A 20,351-nucleotide genomic window follows, 5' to 3' on the forward strand; every position below is an offset into this window, starting at 1 on the left:
AGCGTGTCGCTCAGCGATACGTCAGCGCGCGTCGCTGAACCGCTCCCCCTTCTCGGCCTTCTCCACGAGCAGCGCGGGCGGCGTGAACCGCTCCCCGTAGCGCTCGGCGAGCGCACGCGCGCGTGCTACGAAGCCGGGCAGGCCGCCCTCGTAGCCGTTGATGTACTGGAGGACACCGCCGGTCCAACCGGGGAAGCCGATGCCGAAGATGGACCCGATGTTGGCGTCCGCGACGGACGTCAGCACGCCCTCCTCCAGGAGCTTGACCGTGTCGAGCGCCTCGGAGAACAGCATGCGTTCCTGCATGTCTTTAAAAGGCACAGTCTTGAAGGGGATCTCAGCGCCCTCGCGCGTGAAGTGCTCGCGCAGGCCCGGCCACAGACCGGCCCGCTTGCCGTCGTCGCCGTAGTCGTAGAAGCCCGCGCCGCCGCTGCGCCCGGTGCGGCCGAACTCGTCGACCATGCGGTCGATGACGGCCTCGGCGGGGTGGCCGGGCCAGGTGCCGCCCGCCTCTTCCACCGCGCGCTTGGACTCGTTGCGGATCTTGCGCGGGAGCGTGAGCGTCAACTCGTCCATCAGGGAAAGGACCTTGGCCGGGTAGCCGGCCTGCGCGGCGGCCTGTTCGATGGACGCGGGCTCGATGCCCTCGCCGACCATCGCGACGCCCTCGTTGATGAACTGGCCGATCACCCGTGAGGTGAAGAAGCCGCGCGAGTCGTTGACGACGATCGGGGTCTTCTTGATCTGCCGAACCAGGTCGAAGGCGCGGGCGAGGGCCTCGTCGCCGGTGCGCTCGCCCTTGATGATCTCGACGAGGGGCATCTTGTCGACCGGCGAGAAGAAGTGCAGCCCGATGAAGTCGCCCTGTCGCTCCACGCCTTCGGCGAGGGCGGTGATGGGGAGGGTGGAGGTGTTGGAGCAGAGCAGCGCGTCGGGCTCGACGATGTGCTGGATCTCCTGGAACACCTTGTGCTTGAGCGAGGTGTCCTCGAAGACGGCCTCGATCACCGCGTCGCAGCCCGCGAGTTGCTGCGGGTCGGCGGTCGGGGTGATGCGGGCGAGCAGCGCGTCCGCCTTCTCCTGAGTCGTACGGCCGCGGGAGACGGCCTTGGCGCAGAGCTTCGCGGAGTAGGCCTTGCCCTTGCCCGCCGCCTCCGGAGTCACGTCCTTCAGGACGACGTCGATGCCCGCGCGGGCGCACGAGTAGGCGATGCCGGCGCCCATCATCCCGGCGCCGAGGACGGCGACCTTGCGGACCGGGCGGGACTCGATGCCCTGGGGGCGGTTGGCACCCGAGTTGACGGCCTGGAGGTCGAAGAAGAAGGCCTGGATCATGTTCTTCGAGGTCTGGCCGACGGCCAGCTCGACGAAGTAGCGGGTCTCGATGACCTGGGCGGTCTCGAAGTCGACCTGGGCGCCCTCGACGGCGGCGGCGAGGATGTTGCGCGGGGCCGGGTAGGGCGCGCCGTTGGTCTGCTTGCGCAGGGAGGCCGGGAAGGCGGGCAGGTTGGCCGCGAACTTGGGGTTCGCCGGGGTGCCGCCCGGGATGCGGTAGCCGGGCTTGTCCCAGGGCTGCTGCGACTGCGGGTTGGCGTCGATGAAGGCGCGGGCCTTGGCGATCAACTCGTCCGGGGTGGTGGCCACTTCGTGGACGAGGCCGTTCTCCTGGGCGCGGCGCGGGCTGTACTGGGTGCCCTGGAGGAGCACCTTCAGCAGGGCGTCGGTGATGCCCAACAGCCGTACCGTACGGACGACTCCGCCGCCTCCGGGGAGCAGGCCGAGGGTGACCTCCGGGCAGCCGATCTTCGAGCCGGGCGCGTCGAGGGCGATCCGGTGGTGGCAGGCGAGGGCGATCTCGTAACCGCCGCCCAGGGCCGCGCCGTTGATCGCGGCGACGACCGGCTTGCCGAGGGTCTCGATGCGGCGCAGGTTCCGCTTGATGGCGAGGCCGCCGTCGAAGAACTCCTGGGCGGTGTCCGGCGTGACGCGGATGAGGTCGCGCAGGTCGCCGCCCGCGAAGAAGGTCTTCTTCGCGGAGGTGACGATGACGCCGCGGATGGAGTCCCGCTCGGCCTCCAGGCGGTCGGCGACCACGGTGAGGGAGTCGCGGAAGGCCGCGTTCATGGTGTTCGCGGACTGGTCGGGGTCGTCGAGAACGAGGGTGACGATCCCGGTGTCGTCCTGTTCCCAGCGGATGGTGGTGCTCTCGGTCATGAGGGGTTCTCCGTAGAAGTCTCTGCTGCCGCTGGGGTGTTCAGACGCGTTCGACGATCGTGGCGATGCCCATGCCGCCGCCCACGCACAGCGTGGCGAGGCCGTAGCGCTTGTCCTGGCGCTCCAGTTCGTCGACGAGCGTGCCGAGGATGATCGCGCCGGTCGCGCCGAGCGGGTGGCCCAGCGCGATCGCGCCGCCGTTGACGTTGACCTTGTCCAGGGACAGACCCATGTCGCGCACGAAGCGCAGGACGACCGCGGCGAAGGCCTCGTTGATCTCGACGAGGTCGATGTCGTCGATGGTCAGCCCGGCCCGGGCGAGGGCCTTGCGGGTGGCGGGCGCGGGGCCGGTGAGCATGATGGTCGGCTCGGAGCCGGAGACGGCCGCGGAGACGATCCGCGCGCGGGGGGTGAGGCCGTAGCGCTCGCCGACCTCCTTGGAGCCGATGGCGACGAGCGAGGCGCCGTCGACGATGCCGGAGGAGTTGCCCGCGTGGTGGACGTGGTCGATCTTCTCGACCCAGTGGTACTTCTGGAGGGCCACGGCGTCGAAGCCGCCGAGTTCGCCGATGTCCGCGAAGGACGGCTTGAGCCGGGCGAGGGAGTCGGCGGTGGTGCCGGGGCGCAGGTGCTCGTCGTGGTCGAGGACGACCAGGCCGCTGCGGTCGCGGACGGGGACGACGGACCGCTCGAAGCGGCCCTCCTTCCAGGCGGTGGCCGCCCGCTCCTGGGAGAGCGCCGCGTACTCGTCCACGTCGCGCCGCGAGAATCCCTCGATCGTGGCGATCAGGTCGGCGCCGATGCCCTGGGGCACGAAGTTGACGGCGAGGTTCGTCATCGGGTCGTTGAACCAGGCACCGCCGTCCGAGGCCATCGGCACCCGGGACATCGACTCGACACCACCGGCGAGGACGAGGTCCTCCCAGCCCGAACGCACCTTGGCGGCGGCCATGTTGACGGCTTCGAGGCCCGAGGCACAGAAGCGGTTCTCCTGCACTCCGGCCACCGTGTCCGGCAGTCCGGCGGCCACGGCGGCGATCCGGGCGATGTCGGAGCCCTGGTCGCCGACCGGGCCGACGACGCCGAGCACGATGTCGTCGATCGCGGCCGGGTCCAGGTCCGGGAAGCGGTCACGGAGTTCGTGGATGAGCCCGACGACCAGGTCGATGGGCTTCGTGCCGTGCAGGGATCCATTCGCCTTGCCGCGCCCGCGCGGGGTGCGGATCGCGTCGTAGACATACGCTTCGGTGCTCACTGCCAAGCCTTTCACTGAGGGTGTTCAAAGACTCGCCGAGGGGTTTCCTCGCTGAGGGTCGTCGACGGCGTCGAGAAGTCCGGGGAGTTCCCAGTCCCGGGCCACGTCGGACGTGTCCGCGCCGGGCAGGGCGGGCCCGCCGCGCACCGAGGTGGGCGTCGCGGAGAACCGGGGTGCGGGGGCGGGCTGGGTGATCCCGCCGTGCTCGGTGAAGGTGCCGCGCGCGGCGAGGTGGGGATGGTGCGGGGCCTCGCGCAGCGACAGCACGGGCGCCACGCACGCGTCCGTGCCCGCGAAGACGGCGGTCCACTCGTCCCGCGTACGGCTGCGGAAGCGGGCCGCGACCGCCTCGCGCAACTCGCCCCAACGGGTCCAGTCCCGGCGCGCGTCGGCGAAGTCCGCGAGGCCGAGCAGATCCACGAACTCGTCGTAGAACCGCGGCTCCAGGGCGCCTACGGCCATGTGCCTGCCGTCGGCGGTCTCGTAGGTGCCGTAGTACGGGCAGCCGCCGTCGAGGAGGTTGGCGGAACGCCGGTCCTGCCAGCTGCCGGCCGCGAGCATGCCGTGGATCATCGCGGAGAGGTGGGCGGTGCCGTCGACGATGGCCGCGTCGACGACCTGGCCGGTGCCGGTCACGCGCGCGTGGTGCAGGGCCGCGAGGACGCCGACGACGAGGTAGAGCGCGCCGCCCGCGTAGTCGCCGAGGAGGTTGGCGGGGACGGGCGGGGGCTCCCCGGGGGACCCGATCATGCCGAGGGTGCCGGTGAGCGCGATGTACGCGATGTCGTGCCCGGCGCGCTCGGCGAGGGGGCCGTCCTGGCCCCACCCGGTCATCCGGCCGTAGACGAGGCGGGGGTTGCGGGCGTGACAGGGCTCGGGGCCCACGCCGAGGCGCTCGGTGACGCCGGGGCGGTTGCCCTCGATGAGGATGTCCGCGCGTTCCACCAGGTCGAGCACGCGCGCGGGGCCGTCCGGCGCCTTCAGGTCGACGAGGACCGAGCGCTTGTTGCGGTTGGTGATGTCGTACTCGGGGTTGACGGCGAGCACCGGGCCGCCGGGCCGGTCGACGCGGACGACGTCGGCGCCCAGGTCGGCGAGGAACATGGCCGCGAAGGGGCCGGGGCCGATCCCGGCCAGCTCGACGACGCGCACGCCGGAGAGCGGGCCGTGCCCGGGCGTCGTTGCCGCTGTCATCCAGCCCCCAGCTGTGACACAACTGATGTAACACCAGCGATGGTAAGAACACGTTCCACTCGACACAAGACCTGGGCGAGCAAGCGCTTAGCCAAGTTACCCGCCGTTGGTCACGGCCTGCTGCTGCCCTGCTCGTCCAACTCGGCTATCAGGCGCTTCGGGGCGATCGCGCGATAACTCTCCTCCACCCAGTCGCACAGCAGCTCGGCGGCCGGGGCGCCCCGCTCGGCGAGCGGCAGGTGCACCCAGCCGGCCTTGCCGAGGCCGTAACCCGCGGGTTGGGCGCCGGGTGCGGTGAGCGCGTGGGCGTGCGCCGCCTCGTCGGTGAGCTTGACCGTCATGCCCGGCGGGTGGCTGCCGTCGTCGACACCGAGGAAGACGAACACCTTCTTGTTGGCCTTCGCGACAGTCTCGCCCCACGGGAACTCCTCGACGGCGCCCGGCAGCCCGAGGGCGAACTCGCGTACTTTCGCCCGCTTCTTCAGGGCGTTGTCGCTCACGGCCACCTGATACCTCCGGGCTCGTCGTCGGGCTCCGCACTCTTCACGCTAGCCTCAGCCACCGACAGCGGCGCGGGCTGCGGGATCCAGGAGTGTCATGAGCAGGCTGAACAGGACGGACCGTCCCTACGACATCGTGCTCTTCGGAGCCACGGGCTTCGTCGGCGTGCTCACCGCGGAGTATCTCGCCGCGCACGCGCCCGAGGGCCTGCGCTGGGCGATCGCGGGCCGCGACGAACTCAAACTGAAGCGCCTGCGCGAACGGCTGCCCGGCGGCATATCGGTCGGCGTGGTCCGGGCCGACGCCTCCGACCCGGCCTCCCTGCGCGAACTCACCGAGCACGCGCGCGTGGTGGCCACGACCGTCGGCCCCTACGTCACCTACGGCGAGGACCTCGTCGCCGCCTGCGCGGACGCCGGCACGGACTATCTCGACCTGAGCGGCGAGCCGGAGTTCGTCGACCTGACGTACGTCCGCCACGACGCACGCGCGCGTGAGACCGGCGCACGGCTGGTGCACTCCGCCGGCTTCGACTCGATCCCGCACGACCTGGGGGCGTACTTCACCGTCCAGCAATTGCCGGAGGGGGTGCCCTTGACGGTGGACGGTTTCGTGACCGTCGACGCGATGTTCTCCGGCGGTACGTTCGCCACGGCGCTGACCCAACTCGGGCGCGGCAGGCAGGTGTTGGCGGCCGCCCGGGAGCGGCGCCGCCATGAGCCACGGCTGGTGGGGCGCCGGGCCGGTGCGCCCATGGGGGCACCGCGGTTCGCCGGGGAGGTCGGCTCCTGGGCGGTGCCCCTGCCGACCATCGACCCGCAGGTCGTTCAACGATCCGCGCGGGCTCTGGAACGCTACGGCCCCGACTTCCGCTACCGCCACTACGCGGCCGTACGACACCTCCCCGTGGCGCTCGGCGGTGTCACGGCGGCCGGTGCACTCGCCACGGTCGCCCAACTCCCGCCCGCCCGCCGCTGGTTGTCCGACCGCCTCAAGCCCGGCGACGGACCGAGCCCCGAGAAGCGCGCGAAGAGCTGGTTCTCCGTGAAGTTCGTCGGCGAGGGCGGCGGCCGCCGGGTCTTCACGGAGGTCGCGGGCGGTGACCCCGGCTACGACGAGACGGCGAAGATGTTCGCCGAGTCGGCCCTCTCCCTCGCCCTCGACGAACTCCCGCCCACAGCAGGGCAGGTGACGACGGCGGTGGCGATGGGCGACGCGCTCATCGAACGACTCCGCAGCGCGGGCATCACGTTCCGGGTGGCGGCGAGCCGCTGACGGTGTCGGACCCCCATGTCACGATGGACGTCATGGGAACGCCGAACGCCGACTGGATCACCGTCGCGGCCTACGAGAACCTGCCGGGCCGCCTCTCGCCGTGGGCGGCCACGCGCGCTTGACTGCGCGAGCACGGCATCGACTGGATGCCCTTCGCCCAGGCCGAGTTGCGCTGGGGTCTCGCCTGCGGCATCGGGCCGGACGGTCACTGGCACGGCTGGTTCGACGTCCAGGTCCGCGCCGACGCGCTACGGCGTCTAGGACTGCACCCGGATCAGCCCACCGCCGAGGCCGTCGGCCCGTCTCCGCCCGGCTGGTGGCATGCCGACGCGGAACGCCGGGCCATGAACTGGCCGTGCTGATCCGGGAGTTCGAAGTGCCCCTCGGAATGGGCTACGATGGATCTTGAGCCGGTCGCCGGAACATTCCGGAGTCTGGTCGCGCGTCGGTGGTCCAAGGAAAGACGCCCCGCTTCCTGCGGGGAAATGCAGGTGCAAGGCCTGCCCGGCGCTCAACTCCGAGCCCCACACCGCTATTTGCGGGGTGGGGCTCGCGTGTTTCCCGCCCCGGCGTTGCCCCGGTCTCACGGCCACAGCGTGTAGATCATCCCGCCGATCCAGGCGAGGCCCGCCGCCACGGACAGGACGAGCGCGACCATCACGACCCGCTCGACGGGCTGGCTCGGATGGGCAACGGGCTTCGGGGAACGGTGCGTTGTCATGCGGGACAGCCTGCCGATCACACGGGCGCGGTCGCATCCGTACAGGTACTCAGATCAGCTACTCAGAACGCGACCCGCCCCCAGCTGCTTACGCGGTCGCCTCCCGCAGCGCCCGCCGGCACAGCGCGTCCGCCCTGCGCGTCGTCTCCGGGAGGCGGAACTCCGGGGTGAGCGCGAGGGTGTGGGCGCAGGCGTTGTCCAGGGTCACCCGGTGGCCCACGGAGACGAACACCGGCTTCACCGCGTCCCGGGTGCGCAGCGCACGGCCGACCTCCTCGGCGTTCGCGCGGAGCGGCGACGAGGAGCCGCGCGGGGTGCCCGGGTCGTCGTACGTGAACGTGAAGGGGTTCTTGGCGACGCCGATCGTGGGCAGGCCGGTGAGGACGCCGAGGTGGCTGGCGAGGCCGAAGCGGCGGGGGTGGGCGAGGCCGTAGCCGTCGCACACGACCAGGCCCGGCGGGCAGGGCAGCGCCTCCAACGCGGCCAGCACCGTGGGGATTTCACGGAAGGCGAGCAGACCCGGCACGTACGGGAAGGAGACCCGGCCGACGGCAGTTGCCTCGGCGACGACGGTGAGGTCCGCCGCGTCCAGCACGACGGCCGCGGCCACCACCACGTCCCGCTCGTCGTCGTAGGCGACGTCAACTCCCGTGACGTGCCCCGTCCTTGGCGGCGGCCCCGGTTCGTCGGTCACCACCCGCTCCCGCAACTCGTCCTGGACGGCGCGGGCCTGCTCCTCGGTCGCGGGCCAGCCCGCGGGAATGTCTACGGTCGTCATGGTGGTGCCGAGCGTACGGGGATCCCGGAGAGCGGGTGGGCGCGACAACCTCCCACCCGGACACCGCCGTCAGTCCTCCAGCCGTGCCACGCGCCCCTTCTCCCCCGCCGCCCAGCAGCCCAGGTCCGCCGCGCAGTCCACGGTGTCGTACGAGCCGGTGTCCACCGTCTTCCAGGTGCGGCCCGCGTCGGTCGTGACGTCCGTGCCCGTGGGGCCGACCGCGAGGGCGGTGCCGCGGCTGCGGGGCAGCCAGGCGACGCCGGAGCGGTAGGCGGGCGGCGGGGTCGTGGCGGAACGCCAGGTACGGCCCCCGTCGCCGGAGACGGCCGCCGCCAGCGGTGAGGGCTGGTCCGCGGTGTAGTTGCCGCCGACCGCGAGGCCGTGCGTACGGTCCCGGAAGGCGAGGGCGAACACCCCGCGCGCGGGGTCACCGGCCGGGATCGGCGTGTCGGTCGCCGTCCAGGTGAGGCCGCGGTCCCCGGAGTGCAGGACACGCGCGCGTGCACCCCCGCCGGTGGCCAGCCAGACGTCCCTCGGCCCCGAACTCACCAGGCACTGGCCGCTCGCCGCGAAGCCCGCCTCGCCGTCGAGCGCGGCCGGCATCCCGGCGTTGGACAGCACCTTCCAGGAGCGGCCGCCGTCGCCGGTCGACAGGATGCGGAACTTCCCGTCCACCGGGTCGCTCATCGCGAGGCCATGGCGGCTGTCGAAGAAGGTCATGCAGTCGTAGAAGGCGTTCGCGTCGGTGTTGCGGAAGGACTCCGTCCAGGTCGCCCCGGCGTCGTCGGTGCGGTAGACGCGGGACGCCTCCCCCTCTCCGATCGCCAGGACCACCGCGCGCCGTGCGTCGAACGCCTCGATGTCCCGGAACTGGAGGTCGGTCGTGCCGGGCGGCGAGACGTTCCGCCAGCTCGCCCCGCCGTCGGTCGTCCGCAGTACCGTGCCCGCGGTCCCGGCCACCCACGCGGTGTTCCGGCTGACGGCAGACAGCCCCCGGAACCGCACATCGGCGGCGCCGCTGTCCTTGAGCTCCCAGTGCGGAGCCCGGTGCACCGTGTCCCGCGCCTGTGCCGGTACGGCGGTCAGCGCGGCCAGCGCCGCCCCGCACGCCATGGCCACGGCCATGCTCCGGTACGTACGTCCCACCTGTCGCTTCTTCCCCATGCGCCTCATGGCGGGCGAAGCTAGCCCACTCCCCGGGGGCCGTCCAGATGCCCGCGCCCGCCTTGGGCGCATTTGGGCGGCGGTGACAGAGGTCACTCGAAATTCGTGTGCACGAATGGGCCTGTTCCGGCGTCTCTTCCAGTGCGGACCCATCCACTCGGGGGTCCGTTCCGGAATACGTACGGGAGTCCGTCCGGTCGTCACCGCAGTCCGCACCGCCGTCACACAAGGGAGCAAGGCGTTGTCCATCGTCATCGAGCAGCCCGTAGAGGCCCGTCTCGTCGCCGCCGCACCGCGGATGCCGAGCATTCCCGCCACCTTGCACTACGACCGGCGGGACCCGTTCGCCGTCCGGATGACCTTCCCGGCACCGGCCACCCTGGAGGGCGTCGAGGTCTGCTGGACCTTCGCCCGGGAACTCCTCGCGGCCGGCCTGCACGGCGCCGAGGGCCATGGCGACGTCCGGGTGCGGCCCTACGGCTTCGACCGCACCGTCCTCGAATTCCACGCCCCCGAGGGCACCGCCGTCGTGCACGTCCACTCGTCCGAGATACGCCGCTTCCTGGAGGCCACCGGCGAGCTGGTGCCCGCCGGTCTCGAACACCTCCAGCTCGACCTGGACCACGACCTCGCCGAGCTGATGCGGGACGCCTGCTGACCTAACTCTCCCGGGCCAGCAGGGAGTTGAGCTCGCCGTAGCCGAGCCCTCCCGTCTGCGCGCCGTAGGTACCCGTGTCCAGCAGCTCCCGCGCGGCACGGCGCACCACGGCGTACGCGGCCAGCGCGACGCTGGAGCCCGCGCTCACCCGGGCGACACCCAGCACGGCCAGTTCGGCGACCGGCGGTGCGCCGGGGCCGACCAGCACATTGAGCGGTGCGTCGATCCCGTCGGCGAGTTCCTTGACCGTTCCCGGCTCGACGGCCCCGGGGACGAAGATCCCGTCGGCGCCCGCGGCCCGGAACGCGGCGGCCCGCTCCAGCGTCGCGTCCACTCCCCCGACGCCCCGCAGAAACGTGTCGATACGCGCGTTGACGAACAGCGGCACGCCCTCCGCGTCGGCGGCCTCCCGGGCGGCGGCGATACGCTCGGCCTGCTCGGCGACGGGCCGCAGGACACCCTCGCCCCCGTAGAGCGCGTCCTCGATGTTCACCCCCACCGCACCCGCCGCGAGCACCGCGCGGACCGTGTCGGCGACCCCCGCCGCGTCCTTCGCGAAGCCGCTCTCGATGTCCGCGCTCACCGGCACGGCGACGGTCGCGGTGATACGGGCGAGCGCCTCCAGGGCCCGCTCCCGGTCCAACTGGTCCCCGTCCGGGACGCCGAGGGCCCAGGCGAGTCCCGCGCTGGTGGTCGCCACGGCCGCCGCGCCCGCGTCCTCGACGATGCGGGCGCTCGCGGCGTCCCAGGCGTTCGGGAGGACGAGCGGACGCCCGGGCACATGCAGCGCGCGGAAGGCCAGAGCGCGGTCACGGAGGGTGTTCTGGTTCGTCATGCGCCCCACTCAAGCAGTCGCGGGCACGCCCTGGCTGGCAGGAATCCGACAGCGGCGTGCGAGTCGCGGGCTCCCGTTTAATGCGTTGACAGCCCCCGAGGCCGTTCGTAGCGTTGTCCTCGCTTCTGTTGCCGTCGATCGGAGTAGGACGTTGCTCGTCTGAGGTTCTGAGACACCGCGCACACACCCGTGAGGTGTGTCCGTCGTGTACGACCTCGGCGTCCGAGCCGTCCTCCGGAACAGGGCTTTCCTCTCTGCCCCGGGACCAGTCTCCCGCCCCGCGGTGTCTCGATACGCGTCTGCCCATGACCGCATCAAGCACCCACGAGGCCCGCATGCATATCTCCGTCACCTGTACGTCCCTCTCCTTCGCGTGGTCCGACGGGACCTCCGTCTTCGAGGACCTGGACGCCGCCTTCGGACCCGGAAGGACCGGGCTCGTCGGCGTCAACGGATCAGGGAAATCAACCCTGTTGAAGCTGATCGCCGGTCAACTCGCCCCGGCCGACGGCACCATGCGGATCGCGGGCGAGGTCGGCTACCTCCCGCAGAACGTCACGCTCGACACCGCCCTGCGCGTCGACGAAACCCTCGGCATCGCCGCTCAACGCGCCGCCCTGCACGCCATCGAGGCCGGTGACGCGGCCGAGGAGCACTTCGAGACACTGGGCGACGACTGGGACGTAGAAGAGCGTGCGCTCGCCACACTCGGCGAACTCGGCCTCGGACACATCGACTTGGACCGCACCATCGGCGAGGTGTCGGGCGGCGAGTCCGTACTCCTGCGGCTGGCCGCGCTGTTGCTCGGCCGACCGGACGTCCTGCTGCTCGACGAGCCGACGAACAACCTCGACCTGTACGCGCGCAAGCGGCTGTACGCGGCCGTCGCGTCCTGGCCCGGGGTGATGATCGTGGTCAGTCACGACCGTGAACTCCTCGACCTCGTCGACCAGATCGCCGATCTGCACTCCGGCGAGATCACCTGGTATGGCGGCAACTACTCCGCCTACGAGGAAGCCCTCGGCACCGAACAGGACGCCGCGACACGGATGGTGCGCGTCGCCGAGGCCGACTTCCGCAAACAGAAACGCGAACTGTCCGACGCCCGGGTCAAGTTGGCCCGTCGCAAGAAGTACGGGCAGAAAATGTTCGAGCAGAAGCGCGAGCCGAAGATCGTCATGGGCGCGCGCAGGCGGTCCGCGCAGGAGTCCGCCGGCAAGCACCGCATCCTGCACGAGGAGCGGCTGACCGAGGCGAAGGAGCGGCTCGACGAGGCGGTGGAGGCCGTACGGGACGACGACGAGATCCGCGTCGACCTGCCGTACACGGCCGTACCGCCGGGTCGTCAGGTCCTGACCCTCATGGACCTGGAACTCGCCTACGGCGCGCGGGCGGGCGGGCTCGATCTGCGCGGGCCGGAGCGGATCGCGCTGATCGGGCGCAACGGCGCGGGCAAGACGACGTTGTTGCGCACGATCGCCGGGGAGCTGGAGCCGGTGTCGGGTGAGGCGGTGACGCATGTCCCGCTGCGTTTCCTGCCGCAGCGGCTCGACGTCCTCGACGAGGAGCTGACAGTGGCGGAGAACGTGGCCCGGTTCGCGCCGGGCGCCACCAACAACCGGGTCCGGGCGCGGCTGGCCCGCTTCCTGTTCCGGGGTGCCCGCGCCGACCAGCAGGCGGCCACCCTGTCCGGCGGCGAACGCTTCCGGGCGGCGCTGGCCGCGCTGATGCTGGCGGAGCCCGCCCCGCAGCTGCTGATGCTGGACGAGCCGACGAACAACCTCGACATGGCGAGCGTGCGGCAGCTGACCTCGGCGCTGGAGTCGTACGAGGGGACGTTGATCGTGGCCAGTCACGACCTGGCGTTCCTCGAATCGATCGGCATCACGCGCTGGCTGCTGCTGGACGGGGAGCTGCGGACGATCACGCCGGAGGAGGTGGAAGACCCGGCCTGAGGCCTTCGGTCACCCGGCTCGACGTCCCGTGCGCGCATCTCAGGAGGGCCACAGCCTCACGTGAGGGGTTTTGTCGGCACGGACGGGTGACGCATGATGGCCAACCGGTGCCCCGACAAGGGCGCCGAAACGATCCCGCCGATACGGAGTCCCGCTCGTGCCCAGCAAGAAGGCCCTCGTCCGCCGCCCCAGCCCGCGCCTGGCCGAAGGGCTGGTCACGCACATCGAGCGGGAGAAGGTCGACGTCGAGCAGGCCGTCGAGCAGTGGGAGGCGTACGCCCACACGCTGCGGGTGCACGGCTGGGAGACGATCGAGGTGGATCCGGCCGACGACTGCGCCGACTCCGTGTTCGTCGAGGACGCGGTGGTCATGTACAAGAACGTGGCGCTGATCGCCCGGCCCGGCGCCGAGTCCCGGCGCGAGGAGACGGGCGGGGTCGAGGAGGCGGTGGCCCGGCTCGGCTGCTCGGTGAACTGGGTCTGGGAGCCGGGCACCCTGGAGGGCGGCGACGTCCTCAAGGTCGACGACACGATCTACGTCGGCCGGGGCGGCCGGACGAACGCGGCCGGCATCCAGCAGGTGCGGGCCGTGTTCGAGCCGCTCGGGGCACGGGTGGTCACCGTGCCCGTGAGCAAAGTGCTGCACCTGAAGTCGGCGGTCACCGCGCTGCCGGACGGGACGGTGCTCGGGCACATCCCCAAGGTGGACCGGCCCTCGCTGTTCCCGCGCTTCCTGTCGGTGCCCGAGGAGGCCGGCGCTCATGTGGTGCTGCTCGGCGGCGACAAGGTGCTGATGGCGGCGAGCGCGCCCAAGACGGCCGATCTGCTCGCCGATCTCGGCCACGAGCCGGTCGTGGTGGACATCAGCGAGTTCGAGAAACTCGAAGGATGTGTGACGTGCCTCTCGGTCCGACTCCGGGATCTGTACGCCTGAACGGGTGACGGAACCGCCCGTTCGGCGCCGGGACCTGCGGTCCTGCGGCTCCGCGGAATTCCCCGGCGATACGGCCTGAACAGCGATCTTTACGGCACCCTTAACCTACGGTCTCGTAACCTACGGTTTCGTAGCCTACGATTCCGTAAGTTGCACAGGTCCCGGCACCGCTCGCCGGTTTGTTCAGTTTTGTACGACGTCCCCCTGGAGTCCCCGTGACGATCACTTCCCCGCACCTCGGCAGCCCCGCAGTCTGGACCGACGCCAAGCTGCTGTACGCGTTGGAGGAAGTCGTCGAGACGGAACTGAACCGGCACCTCAAGGTCACCAAGGACTGGATGCCGCACGAGTACGTGCCGTGGAGCGACGCCCGGAACTTCCCCGGCTTCTTCGAGGACGGCGAGGCCTGGGGCAAGGAGCAGTCCAAGGTCACCGAGATCGGCCGCATCGCCCTCGTCGTGAACCTCCTTACGGAGGACAACCTCCCCAGCTACCACCACGAGATCGCCTCGCTCTTCGGCCGCGACGGCGCCTGGGGCACCTGGGTGCACCGCTGGACGGCGGAGGAGGGCCGGCACGGCATCGTCATGCGGGACTACCTGCTCGCTTCCCGCGCGGTCGACCCGGAGAAGCTCGAAGCGTTCCGTATGCAGCACATGAGTGAGGGTTTCGAGTCGGACAACCGGCACTCGATGCTGCACTCCGTGGCGTACGTCGCCTTCCAGGAGCTGGCCACGCGCGTCTCGCACCGCAACACCGGCCACCAGTCGGGCGACCCGGTCTGCGACCGCATGCTGGCCCGCATCGCGACCGACGAGAACCTCCACATGGTCTTCTACCGCAACCTCCTGAAGGCCGCGTTCGAGCTCGCCCCCGACCTCACCATGCAGGCCGTGCGCGACGTCCTCGTCAACTTCCGGATGCCCGGTCACGGCATGCCCGGCTTCGAGCGCTTCGCCGCGCAGATGGCCATCGGCGAGGTCTACAACCTGCGCATCCACCACGACGACGTCATCCAGCCCGTGCTGCGCTTCCTGAAGGTCATGGAGATCGACGGTCTCGGCCCCGAGGGCCAGCAGGCGCAGGAGGAGATCGGCCTCTACATGGGTGGCCTGGACTCCGAGGCGTCCAAGTTCGACGTGAAGCTGGCGGCCCGCAAGGCCCGCATGGCGGCGCGCGCGAGCGCCTGACCGACCCCCGGACGCCCCCGAGCCGCCCGGTGATCGATTTACCGGTGCGGGACGTGCCCCCGCTGCGGCATCATGCCGCCATGCGTGACAACAGCACGTCGGGGGCGGCGGTCGGCTTTCTGCTGCACCTGATCGACAGCGCGGACGCCGAGCGGATACGGCGGCGGATCGGCCTCACGGAGGCCGAGGGAACGTCCGAGGCCAGGCGCAACACTCTGCTCTGGTCCTGGACGAGGACGGCCGTGCCGTCCTCCGTGCTGTTGTGGGTTCTGGAGGAGGACGATCCGGAACTCAACCAGTGGGTCTGGCGGCATGTCTCCGCGGACAACTCGATGCGGCGCGCCATCGCACGGGGTGTGCCGTTCGGCCACGCGCGCGTGGAGCCGGTCACCGTCGCCGAGAGCGTGCAACGGGCGGACGAGCCACCGGTCCCCGTGAACTTCACCCGCTTCGGCCTGGTCGGCGCCCTGCGCGAGGGCACCTCCATGCAGTCCGCGCGGACGGCCGCGTCGATGGTCCTGGAGCGCACCGACTGGCAGACGGTCACCGAGGCGGACCAGGACCGCCCGCTGCCCGGCTACGCGCGCTGGGCCCTGTCGATCCGCCCGGACTGCCCACCCGCGCTGCGCGCGCACTTCGGCACCCACCGCAAGTTCACCCACCGGGTCGAAAAGGCCGGTGTCCTGGACGGCCCCGCCGACTACGCGACCGCCTGGGGCCCCGCGTCACACGTCCTCCAGGTGTTGTCCACAGGGCAGTTGATGTTCCCCGCGCGCGTGGCCGAGGCCGAGGACGCCCTACGACCGCTCGTGCGCGAGCACTTGGCCGACCACGAGGACGCCTGGGCGGTCCTGGCGCAGCTGATCGACACGTTCCACGGGAACGCGGTCGAGCTGGTGGTGACGGCGGGCGCGATCGCCTGAGCCGGTCCCTGAGTCGCCGGGGGGGCGGGGCGGCTGGATTCGAACCAGCGTGTTCCGGTTCTGGAGACCAGAGCGCCTGCCTCTGCGCTACGACCCCGCCCTTGGGACCAGAGCGTAATGCCTTGGTCCGTTGTCAGTGCGGCCTGGTACCAATGGAGGCACGGGGGAAATGCGGCGCGGGGGGCGTGACATGGCGTACGGGGAGCGGGGTCGGCGTACCCCTGTGGTCGATCTGGCCGACCGCAGGGCGCTGGAGCGGTACCGGCCGGCGGACCCGGCGACGATCGCCGAGGCGCGGCGGCTGAAGGAGGCCGCGCTGCTGGACTTCGGGCTGACGGAGTCGGCGGTGGCGTCCTGGCTTTACGCGAAGTGCCATCACCAGATCCCGACCACGGCGGTGGACACGGCGGCCGTGGTCGCTTCCGGCGACGGCTCGTGCCTGCTGCTCTTCAACCCGGACTTCTTCGTCGGACTCGGCCTGGACGGCGTGAAGTTCGTGCTCTTCCACGAGGCACGGCACCTGGTGCAGCGCCATCTGTTCGCCGACCTCGAACTGCGCGACGACCCGGTCTTCGAGCTGGCCGCCGAGGTCTCCATCAACCATGTCGCCCTGGTCCGCCTCGGCCGCACCGAACTGCCCCTGCTTGACGGCCTGCCGACGGGCATCGACCCACGCGTGATCCACCGGCTGTATCGGGACGACCTCACCGCACACGGCCTGGAGCCCGTCTCGTACGACGAGTTCATCGCGACCGACATGAAGGTGTTCGGCGAACTGAAGCGCATGCGGCACCCTCCGGTCCCGGAGCGGCAGCTGTGCGTGCACCTGGTGGACGGACGGGTACCGGCCGACCAGGAGACGGTGGACGCGGTGGCGTCGTCCGCGCTGCTGAACTCCCTGCTGGCGGCCCGGCGCGGACACACGGGCGCGGAGCGTGAGTTGCTCGACCTGATGGGCCGCACCGAGGACGGTTCCGCGCGGGCCGGCCGGATCTGGGGCAGCCTCGGCGCCGGCGTCCTGCGCGGCGAGACGGCACGCACGCGTACGGTCCACTGGTGGCAGCGCTGGCTCGTCGACGTCCTCGGCTCGAAACTGCGCGACGGCGAGCGTCTGGTGTACCCGAAGAAGCGCGGCGCCCTGCTCGCTGCCCTCGGCCAGGACCCGATGCTCTCGCGCCGCGGCCCGGTCCGGGACAAGGTCCTGGTCGTCGCGTACGACACCTCGGGCTCGATGCCGCACCGGGCGATCACCTGGCTCACCGAACTCGTCGGCCGCATCGACGGGGTCGAGGCGCACTGGCTGTCCTTCGACGCGGTGGTGATGCCGTTCAGGCCGGGCGAGAGGGTCTACGGCGGTGGCGGCACGAGCTTCCAGGTGGTCGCGGACTACGTGGAGGGGCGTACCGAGGTGAACGGCCGGCGGTTCGACGTCACCCCGGACGCGGTCGTGGTGCTCACGGACGGGTACGCGCCGCCGGTCACGCCCGCCGAGCCGGACAAGTGGATCTGGCTGATCACCGAGGGCGGCAGCGAGTGGCCCGAGACGCACAACCCGGCGATGGACTGCCATCGCGTCACGACAGGATCGACGTAGATGACCACAGAGACAGGGCAGTCGACGACCCCGGAGGCCGGGCACGGTCGGCGTGAGCCGTCGCGCCTGGAGTCCTTCATCGACGCGATGATCGACATCGGGCAGACCGGGCAGGTCTTCGGCGAGCACGGCATCGGCAAGACGGCGACGTTCTTCTCCCACATCGGCCGCGCCCACCCGGACACCGCGCTGGTGTACGTCCCGGCGGCGAATCTGACACCGGACGACCTGCTCGTCAATGCGCCGGTGCGCGACCCGCATTCCGGTGAACTCGTGCTGCGCCAGCTGGTGATGAGCCAGTTGAAGCCGGGCACACCGTTCGTGCTGCTCATCGACGACTCGTTGCAGGCGGGCGACACGATCCAGTCGCAGCTGATGCAGATCGCCTGCAACTGGACGCTCGGGGAGCACGATCTGCGGGCGCTCGGCTGCGTCGGAGTCTTCCTCACGGACAACGAGTCGCTGTCCGAGACCTCGGCCCGGCGCGGCGACCTCGCGCTGCTCGACCGCATGGTGACGATGCGGATCACGGCGAACGACACGTCCTGGCGCCGGCATCTGGCGGCCAAGTACCGCCCCTGGGACCTCGGTTCGGTGTTCAGCGTCTGGGCATCGCTCTCGCCCGCGCTGCGCGAGCTGTTGTCCCCGCGCACGCTGGACCACGTCCTGGCCAACGCGAAGGAGGGCTTCCCGCTCCGCTGGGGCCTGCCCCTGATCGACGGCGAGCGGCTGCGGCTGGCCGAGCCGGGCCCGGACGGCAGGCCCGGGCAGAACCGCACGGCGGAGATCCTGGACCGCGTCGCCGAGGCCCTGGGCGTACCCAACCCGGCCACGATCCCCGACCCGGTACGGCAGGTGGTGCGGGCCGCGCTGCGCAACCGCTGGACGGTGCTGCTCCAAGGGCCGCCCGGCTGCGGCAAGACGGAGCTGGTCCGGGAGACGGTCCGCGCGGGCCTGGGCCGGGAGCCGCTGTACTTCTCGCTGCCGGTGACGAACGTCGAGGACCTGTGCGCGCCGATCCCGTCGCCGGACGGCACCCTGGACAACCTGCTGGCCGTGAACTTCACCGGGCCCGGGCCCAAGGCGATCGTCTGGGACGAGTACAACCGCCCCAAGGACAAGGCCGCGTTCGCCAAGCTCATGGAGATCACCCAGGAGTGGTCACTCGCCGGGCGGCGGATCGAGAACCTGCGGGCACAGATCGCCGTCCAGAACCCGCCGTACCATCTCGGCCGCAAGCTCCTGGTCTCGCGGAACAACATCGCCCAGGCGACGCGGTTCACGGCCTCGCTCACGGTGGACCCGGAGGACATCCCGGCGAACGAGTGGCTGCTCGCGCGGTACGGCTCGGACGCGGAGACGGTGCTGGAGTGGTGGAAGCACGACATCGACGACGACGGCCGCGCCTGGATCACCAAGCGCACGCTGGAGCGGCTGATCAAGCTGCACCGGCGGGGGCTGCCGCTGGAGATGGCGACGGTCTATCTCGGCGACGGCGAGTACGCGCCCGTGCCGCTCACCGCCCTGATCGACCGCTTCAAGGGCCGCCCGGTCACCGGCCTGCGCGAACTGGCCCGTGACGCGGACCGCTGGGAGGCCCGGCTGCGCCGCGCGGCCGAGCACACCGACGAGGGCGGCGACGACAGCGACGTGGTCCACCAGATCCTCGCCAACGCGGAGCTGTCCCAGCTGAAGAAGCACCGCGCGGTGGTGGCCCGCATGGTGGCCCTGCTGCCGGCGAAGCTCCGGGCTACGTATCTGGTGGGTGCGTCGGCACAGCAACAGCGGTTCTGGACGGACATCTTCACGGGGTTGGCGCGTCGCTGACCCCGTGCTCGGCCTCCCCCGGCCGCGCGGTGCGGTGCACGCTGCGTACGGCGGCCACGTCGGGGGCGAGCGAGGGTGCCGGGATGTGGGCGGTGAGTGCCTCCAGGCGGCGTTTGACGCTGGCGGCGATCCCCTGGCCGAGGACGAAGCGGGTGGGGGTAACCGCGCGGGGTGCCGTGTCGAGGAGGCGATGGGCCTCGCGGCTGCGCATCCCGGTGTGGGACAGGACGAGGTGAGTGAGGCGGTGCTCGGCGACGACGAGGATTTGGGCAATGCTCTCGGCGGCGAGCGGATCAACGTGGTTGTCGACTGCGCCGAGCACTGCCGCCGCTCTCACCCGACCGAGGTCCAGCAGACGGACCCCTGCCGCGGTGGCGGCGGTCACCAGGCGAGCCGTGCCCTGCGGACCGATGCCGTTACTGGCGACGGACAGGCGCGTGAGCCCTCCGTACGGCGCGCGCTCCAAGGCGTCCGCGAGGAGGAAGGCACCGGCGTCCCCCAACCGGGCGGCGGATACGTAGAGTTCGTCGATCGCGCCCGCTCCGATGACGGCGGCGAGGGGTGCGGTGCCGTCCGCGCCGAGCGGATTGCCGCCGATGAAGAGGCGTTCGATACGACGCCCATTACCGGCAGCGGCGAGCAACGCGTCAGCAAGGACGACGACGCCCGCCGGATCGAGCCCGGTCTGCACGAGGTCGAGCGTGCGCAACGACCGCGCGGACTCGATGAGTTCGGCCGCCGCCCGCCCTCCCCCGCTGCCCAGCGGGTTGCGCTTGAGCCACACCCCGGTGACGACCTGCGGCGAGGCCCCCAACTGGTCCGCGATCCGACAGGCACCACCGGCCGTGATCCCGTTGCAGCCGAGATAGAGCGTCTCGACGTCCCCACTCCCCCCGGCCACGACCTCGGCGCCCGCGTCCCCGAGCCCATCGGTACCGAGCAGCAAGTGCCGTACGGGAGACGGCCCTTGGGCCAACGCCTCGGCGACCAGCGCGGCACCCTCCGCCCCCAGCTCCTGCTTGCACAGGTCGAGCCGACCGTCGGGCAGGGCCGTGCCTACGGCGAAGTCGAGGCGCTCTCCGGCTGGTCGGCCTGCCCTCAACCAGTCGAGCAGCGGGGCGAGTTCGGCGACCGGTCGCGGCGGGACGTACGCCACACCGGCGAAGCCGACCGCCGGGGGATGTGGCAACGGCGAGGCAGGGACGGTCGGTGCGGGTACCGGGTCCGGTTCGCCCGGGTCGGGGGTCGTCGCGGCCTCCGGGCCGGTCGACGCATCCACCGGACGAGCCTCGCCCGAGCCGGGCGACGGAGATTCCGAGGCCCCCGCGCCCTC

General features: G+C 71.3%; 18 protein-coding genes and 1 tRNA gene. 9 read left to right on the forward strand and 10 right to left on the reverse strand.

All coding sequences use genetic code 11. The annotated features are described in order from the left end of the window. Nucleotides 1-21 precede the first annotated feature (21 nt). From OG194_RS06435 to OG194_RS06450, 4 genes are all read right to left on the reverse strand, one after another. Nucleotides 22-2,214: a 3-hydroxyacyl-CoA dehydrogenase NAD-binding domain-containing protein gene (locus OG194_RS06435; protein ID WP_327399872.1), complete on the reverse strand. Its 2,193-nt coding sequence runs from the start codon at nucleotides 2,212-2,214 to the stop codon at nucleotides 22-24. Nucleotides 2,215-2,254: 40 nt separating this feature from the next. Beyond that, nucleotides 2,255-3,469, reverse strand: a complete 1,215-nt coding sequence (locus OG194_RS06440) for an acetyl-CoA C-acetyltransferase (RefSeq protein WP_327399873.1) — start codon at nucleotides 3,467-3,469, stop codon at nucleotides 2,255-2,257. Nucleotides 3,470-3,493: 24 nt separating this feature from the next. Then, nucleotides 3,494-4,663: a CaiB/BaiF CoA transferase family protein gene (locus tag OG194_RS06445; RefSeq protein ID WP_327399874.1), complete on the reverse strand. Its 1,170-nt coding sequence runs from the start codon at nucleotides 4,661-4,663 to the stop codon at nucleotides 3,494-3,496. A 110-nt stretch (nucleotides 4,664-4,773) separates the two neighbouring features. Beyond that, nucleotides 4,774-5,169 carry an MmcQ/YjbR family DNA-binding protein gene (locus tag OG194_RS06450; RefSeq protein ID WP_327399875.1) on the reverse strand — a complete coding sequence of 132 codons (396 nt, stop codon included), beginning with the start codon at nucleotides 5,167-5,169 and terminating at the stop codon, nucleotides 4,774-4,776. Nucleotides 5,170-5,260: 91 nt separating this feature from the next. Here OG194_RS06450 and OG194_RS06455 point away from each other — a divergent pair, with 91 nt between their 5' ends. Further along, the gene (locus OG194_RS06455; protein ID WP_327399876.1) at nucleotides 5,261-6,439 is read left to right on the forward strand and encodes a saccharopine dehydrogenase family protein; all 1,179 of its coding nucleotides are present in this window, start codon (nucleotides 5,261-5,263) and stop codon (nucleotides 6,437-6,439) included. A gap of 146 nt (nucleotides 6,440-6,585) precedes the next feature. Then, the gene (locus tag OG194_RS06460) at nucleotides 6,586-6,801 is read left to right on the forward strand and encodes a hypothetical protein (RefSeq protein WP_327399877.1); all 216 of its coding nucleotides are present in this window, start codon (nucleotides 6,586-6,588) and stop codon (nucleotides 6,799-6,801) included. 221 nt (nucleotides 6,802-7,022) lie between these two features. Here the strand turns inward: OG194_RS06460 and mmpA are convergent, their stop codons facing one another. The 3 genes from mmpA to OG194_RS06475 form a co-directional block, all read right to left on the reverse strand. Then, entirely contained in the window at nucleotides 7,023-7,160 is a 138-nt protein-coding gene (mmpA, locus tag OG194_RS06465) for a morphogenic membrane protein MmpA (RefSeq protein WP_327407430.1), read from the reverse strand. Nucleotides 7,161-7,248: 88 nt separating this feature from the next. After that, nucleotides 7,249-7,938 (reverse strand): endonuclease V, encoded by a 690-nt coding sequence (locus OG194_RS06470; RefSeq protein WP_327399878.1) that lies wholly within the window; start codon nucleotides 7,936-7,938, stop codon nucleotides 7,249-7,251. 69 nt (nucleotides 7,939-8,007) lie between these two features. Then, entirely contained in the window at nucleotides 8,008-9,102 is a 1,095-nt protein-coding gene (locus tag OG194_RS06475; protein ID WP_442811501.1) for a WD40/YVTN/BNR-like repeat-containing protein, read from the reverse strand. A gap of 241 nt (nucleotides 9,103-9,343) precedes the next feature. On the opposite strand from OG194_RS06475, the gene OG194_RS06480 reads away from it, so the two are divergent. Further along, nucleotides 9,344-9,760 carry an SsgA family sporulation/cell division regulator gene (locus OG194_RS06480; protein WP_327399879.1) on the forward strand — a complete coding sequence of 139 codons (417 nt, stop codon included), beginning with the start codon at nucleotides 9,344-9,346 and terminating at the stop codon, nucleotides 9,758-9,760. A gap of 1 nt (nucleotide 9,761) precedes the next feature. Here OG194_RS06480 and OG194_RS06485 read toward each other — a convergent pair whose 3' ends face one another. Next, complete coding sequence (locus OG194_RS06485; protein WP_327399880.1) at nucleotides 9,762-10,595, reverse strand: isocitrate lyase/PEP mutase family protein; 834 nt, start codon at nucleotides 10,593-10,595, stop codon at nucleotides 9,762-9,764. A 335-nt stretch (nucleotides 10,596-10,930) separates the two neighbouring features. Between OG194_RS06485 and OG194_RS06490 the strand changes: the two genes are divergently transcribed. The 4 genes from OG194_RS06490 to OG194_RS06505 all read left to right on the forward strand — a co-directional run bounded on the left by OG194_RS06490 (nucleotide 10,931) and on the right by OG194_RS06505 (nucleotide 15,597). Next, complete coding sequence (locus OG194_RS06490; RefSeq protein ID WP_327406996.1) at nucleotides 10,931-12,550, forward strand: ABC-F family ATP-binding cassette domain-containing protein; 1,620 nt, start codon at nucleotides 10,931-10,933, stop codon at nucleotides 12,548-12,550. A 157-nt stretch (nucleotides 12,551-12,707) separates the two neighbouring features. Next, nucleotides 12,708-13,484 carry a dimethylargininase gene (gene ddaH / locus OG194_RS06495; protein WP_327399881.1) on the forward strand — a complete coding sequence of 259 codons (777 nt, stop codon included), beginning with the start codon at nucleotides 12,708-12,710 and terminating at the stop codon, nucleotides 13,482-13,484. A gap of 215 nt (nucleotides 13,485-13,699) precedes the next feature. After that, on the forward strand, nucleotides 13,700-14,674 hold the full coding sequence (locus OG194_RS06500; protein ID WP_327399882.1) for an acyl-ACP desaturase: 975 nt from the start codon (nucleotides 13,700-13,702) through the stop codon (nucleotides 14,672-14,674). Nucleotides 14,675-14,754: 80 nt separating this feature from the next. Next, nucleotides 14,755-15,597 carry a hypothetical protein gene (locus OG194_RS06505; protein ID WP_327399883.1) on the forward strand — a complete coding sequence of 281 codons (843 nt, stop codon included), beginning with the start codon at nucleotides 14,755-14,757 and terminating at the stop codon, nucleotides 15,595-15,597. Between the two features lie 23 nt (nucleotides 15,598-15,620). On the opposite strand, the gene OG194_RS06510 is transcribed toward OG194_RS06505, so the two are convergent. Then, nucleotides 15,621-15,696: transfer RNA gene (locus tag OG194_RS06510), tRNA-Trp, on the reverse strand. Nucleotides 15,697-15,787: 91 nt separating this feature from the next. Between OG194_RS06510 and OG194_RS06515 the strand changes: the two genes are divergently transcribed. Both OG194_RS06515 and OG194_RS06520 read left to right on the forward strand, forming a co-directional pair. After that, nucleotides 15,788-17,191 (forward strand): DUF2201 family putative metallopeptidase, encoded by a 1,404-nt coding sequence (locus OG194_RS06515; RefSeq protein WP_327399884.1) that lies wholly within the window; start codon nucleotides 15,788-15,790, stop codon nucleotides 17,189-17,191. Then, nucleotides 17,192-19,018: an AAA family ATPase gene (locus OG194_RS06520; RefSeq protein WP_327399885.1), complete on the forward strand. Its 1,827-nt coding sequence runs from the start codon at nucleotides 17,192-17,194 to the stop codon at nucleotides 19,016-19,018. It begins immediately after the preceding gene. Here OG194_RS06520 and OG194_RS06525 read toward each other — a convergent pair. Further along, the gene (locus OG194_RS06525; RefSeq protein WP_327399886.1) at nucleotides 18,996-20,297 is read right to left on the reverse strand and encodes a ribonuclease inhibitor; all 1,302 of its coding nucleotides are present in this window, start codon (nucleotides 20,295-20,297) and stop codon (nucleotides 18,996-18,998) included. The two genes, OG194_RS06520 and OG194_RS06525, sit on opposite strands and share 23 nt — an antisense overlap. Between the last annotated feature and the right edge of the window lie 54 nt (nucleotides 20,298-20,351).

It is taken from the genome of Streptomyces sp. NBC_01288 (genome assembly GCF_035982055.1).
In the GTDB taxonomy this organism is placed as follows: domain Bacteria; phylum Actinomycetota; class Actinomycetes; order Streptomycetales; family Streptomycetaceae; genus Streptomyces.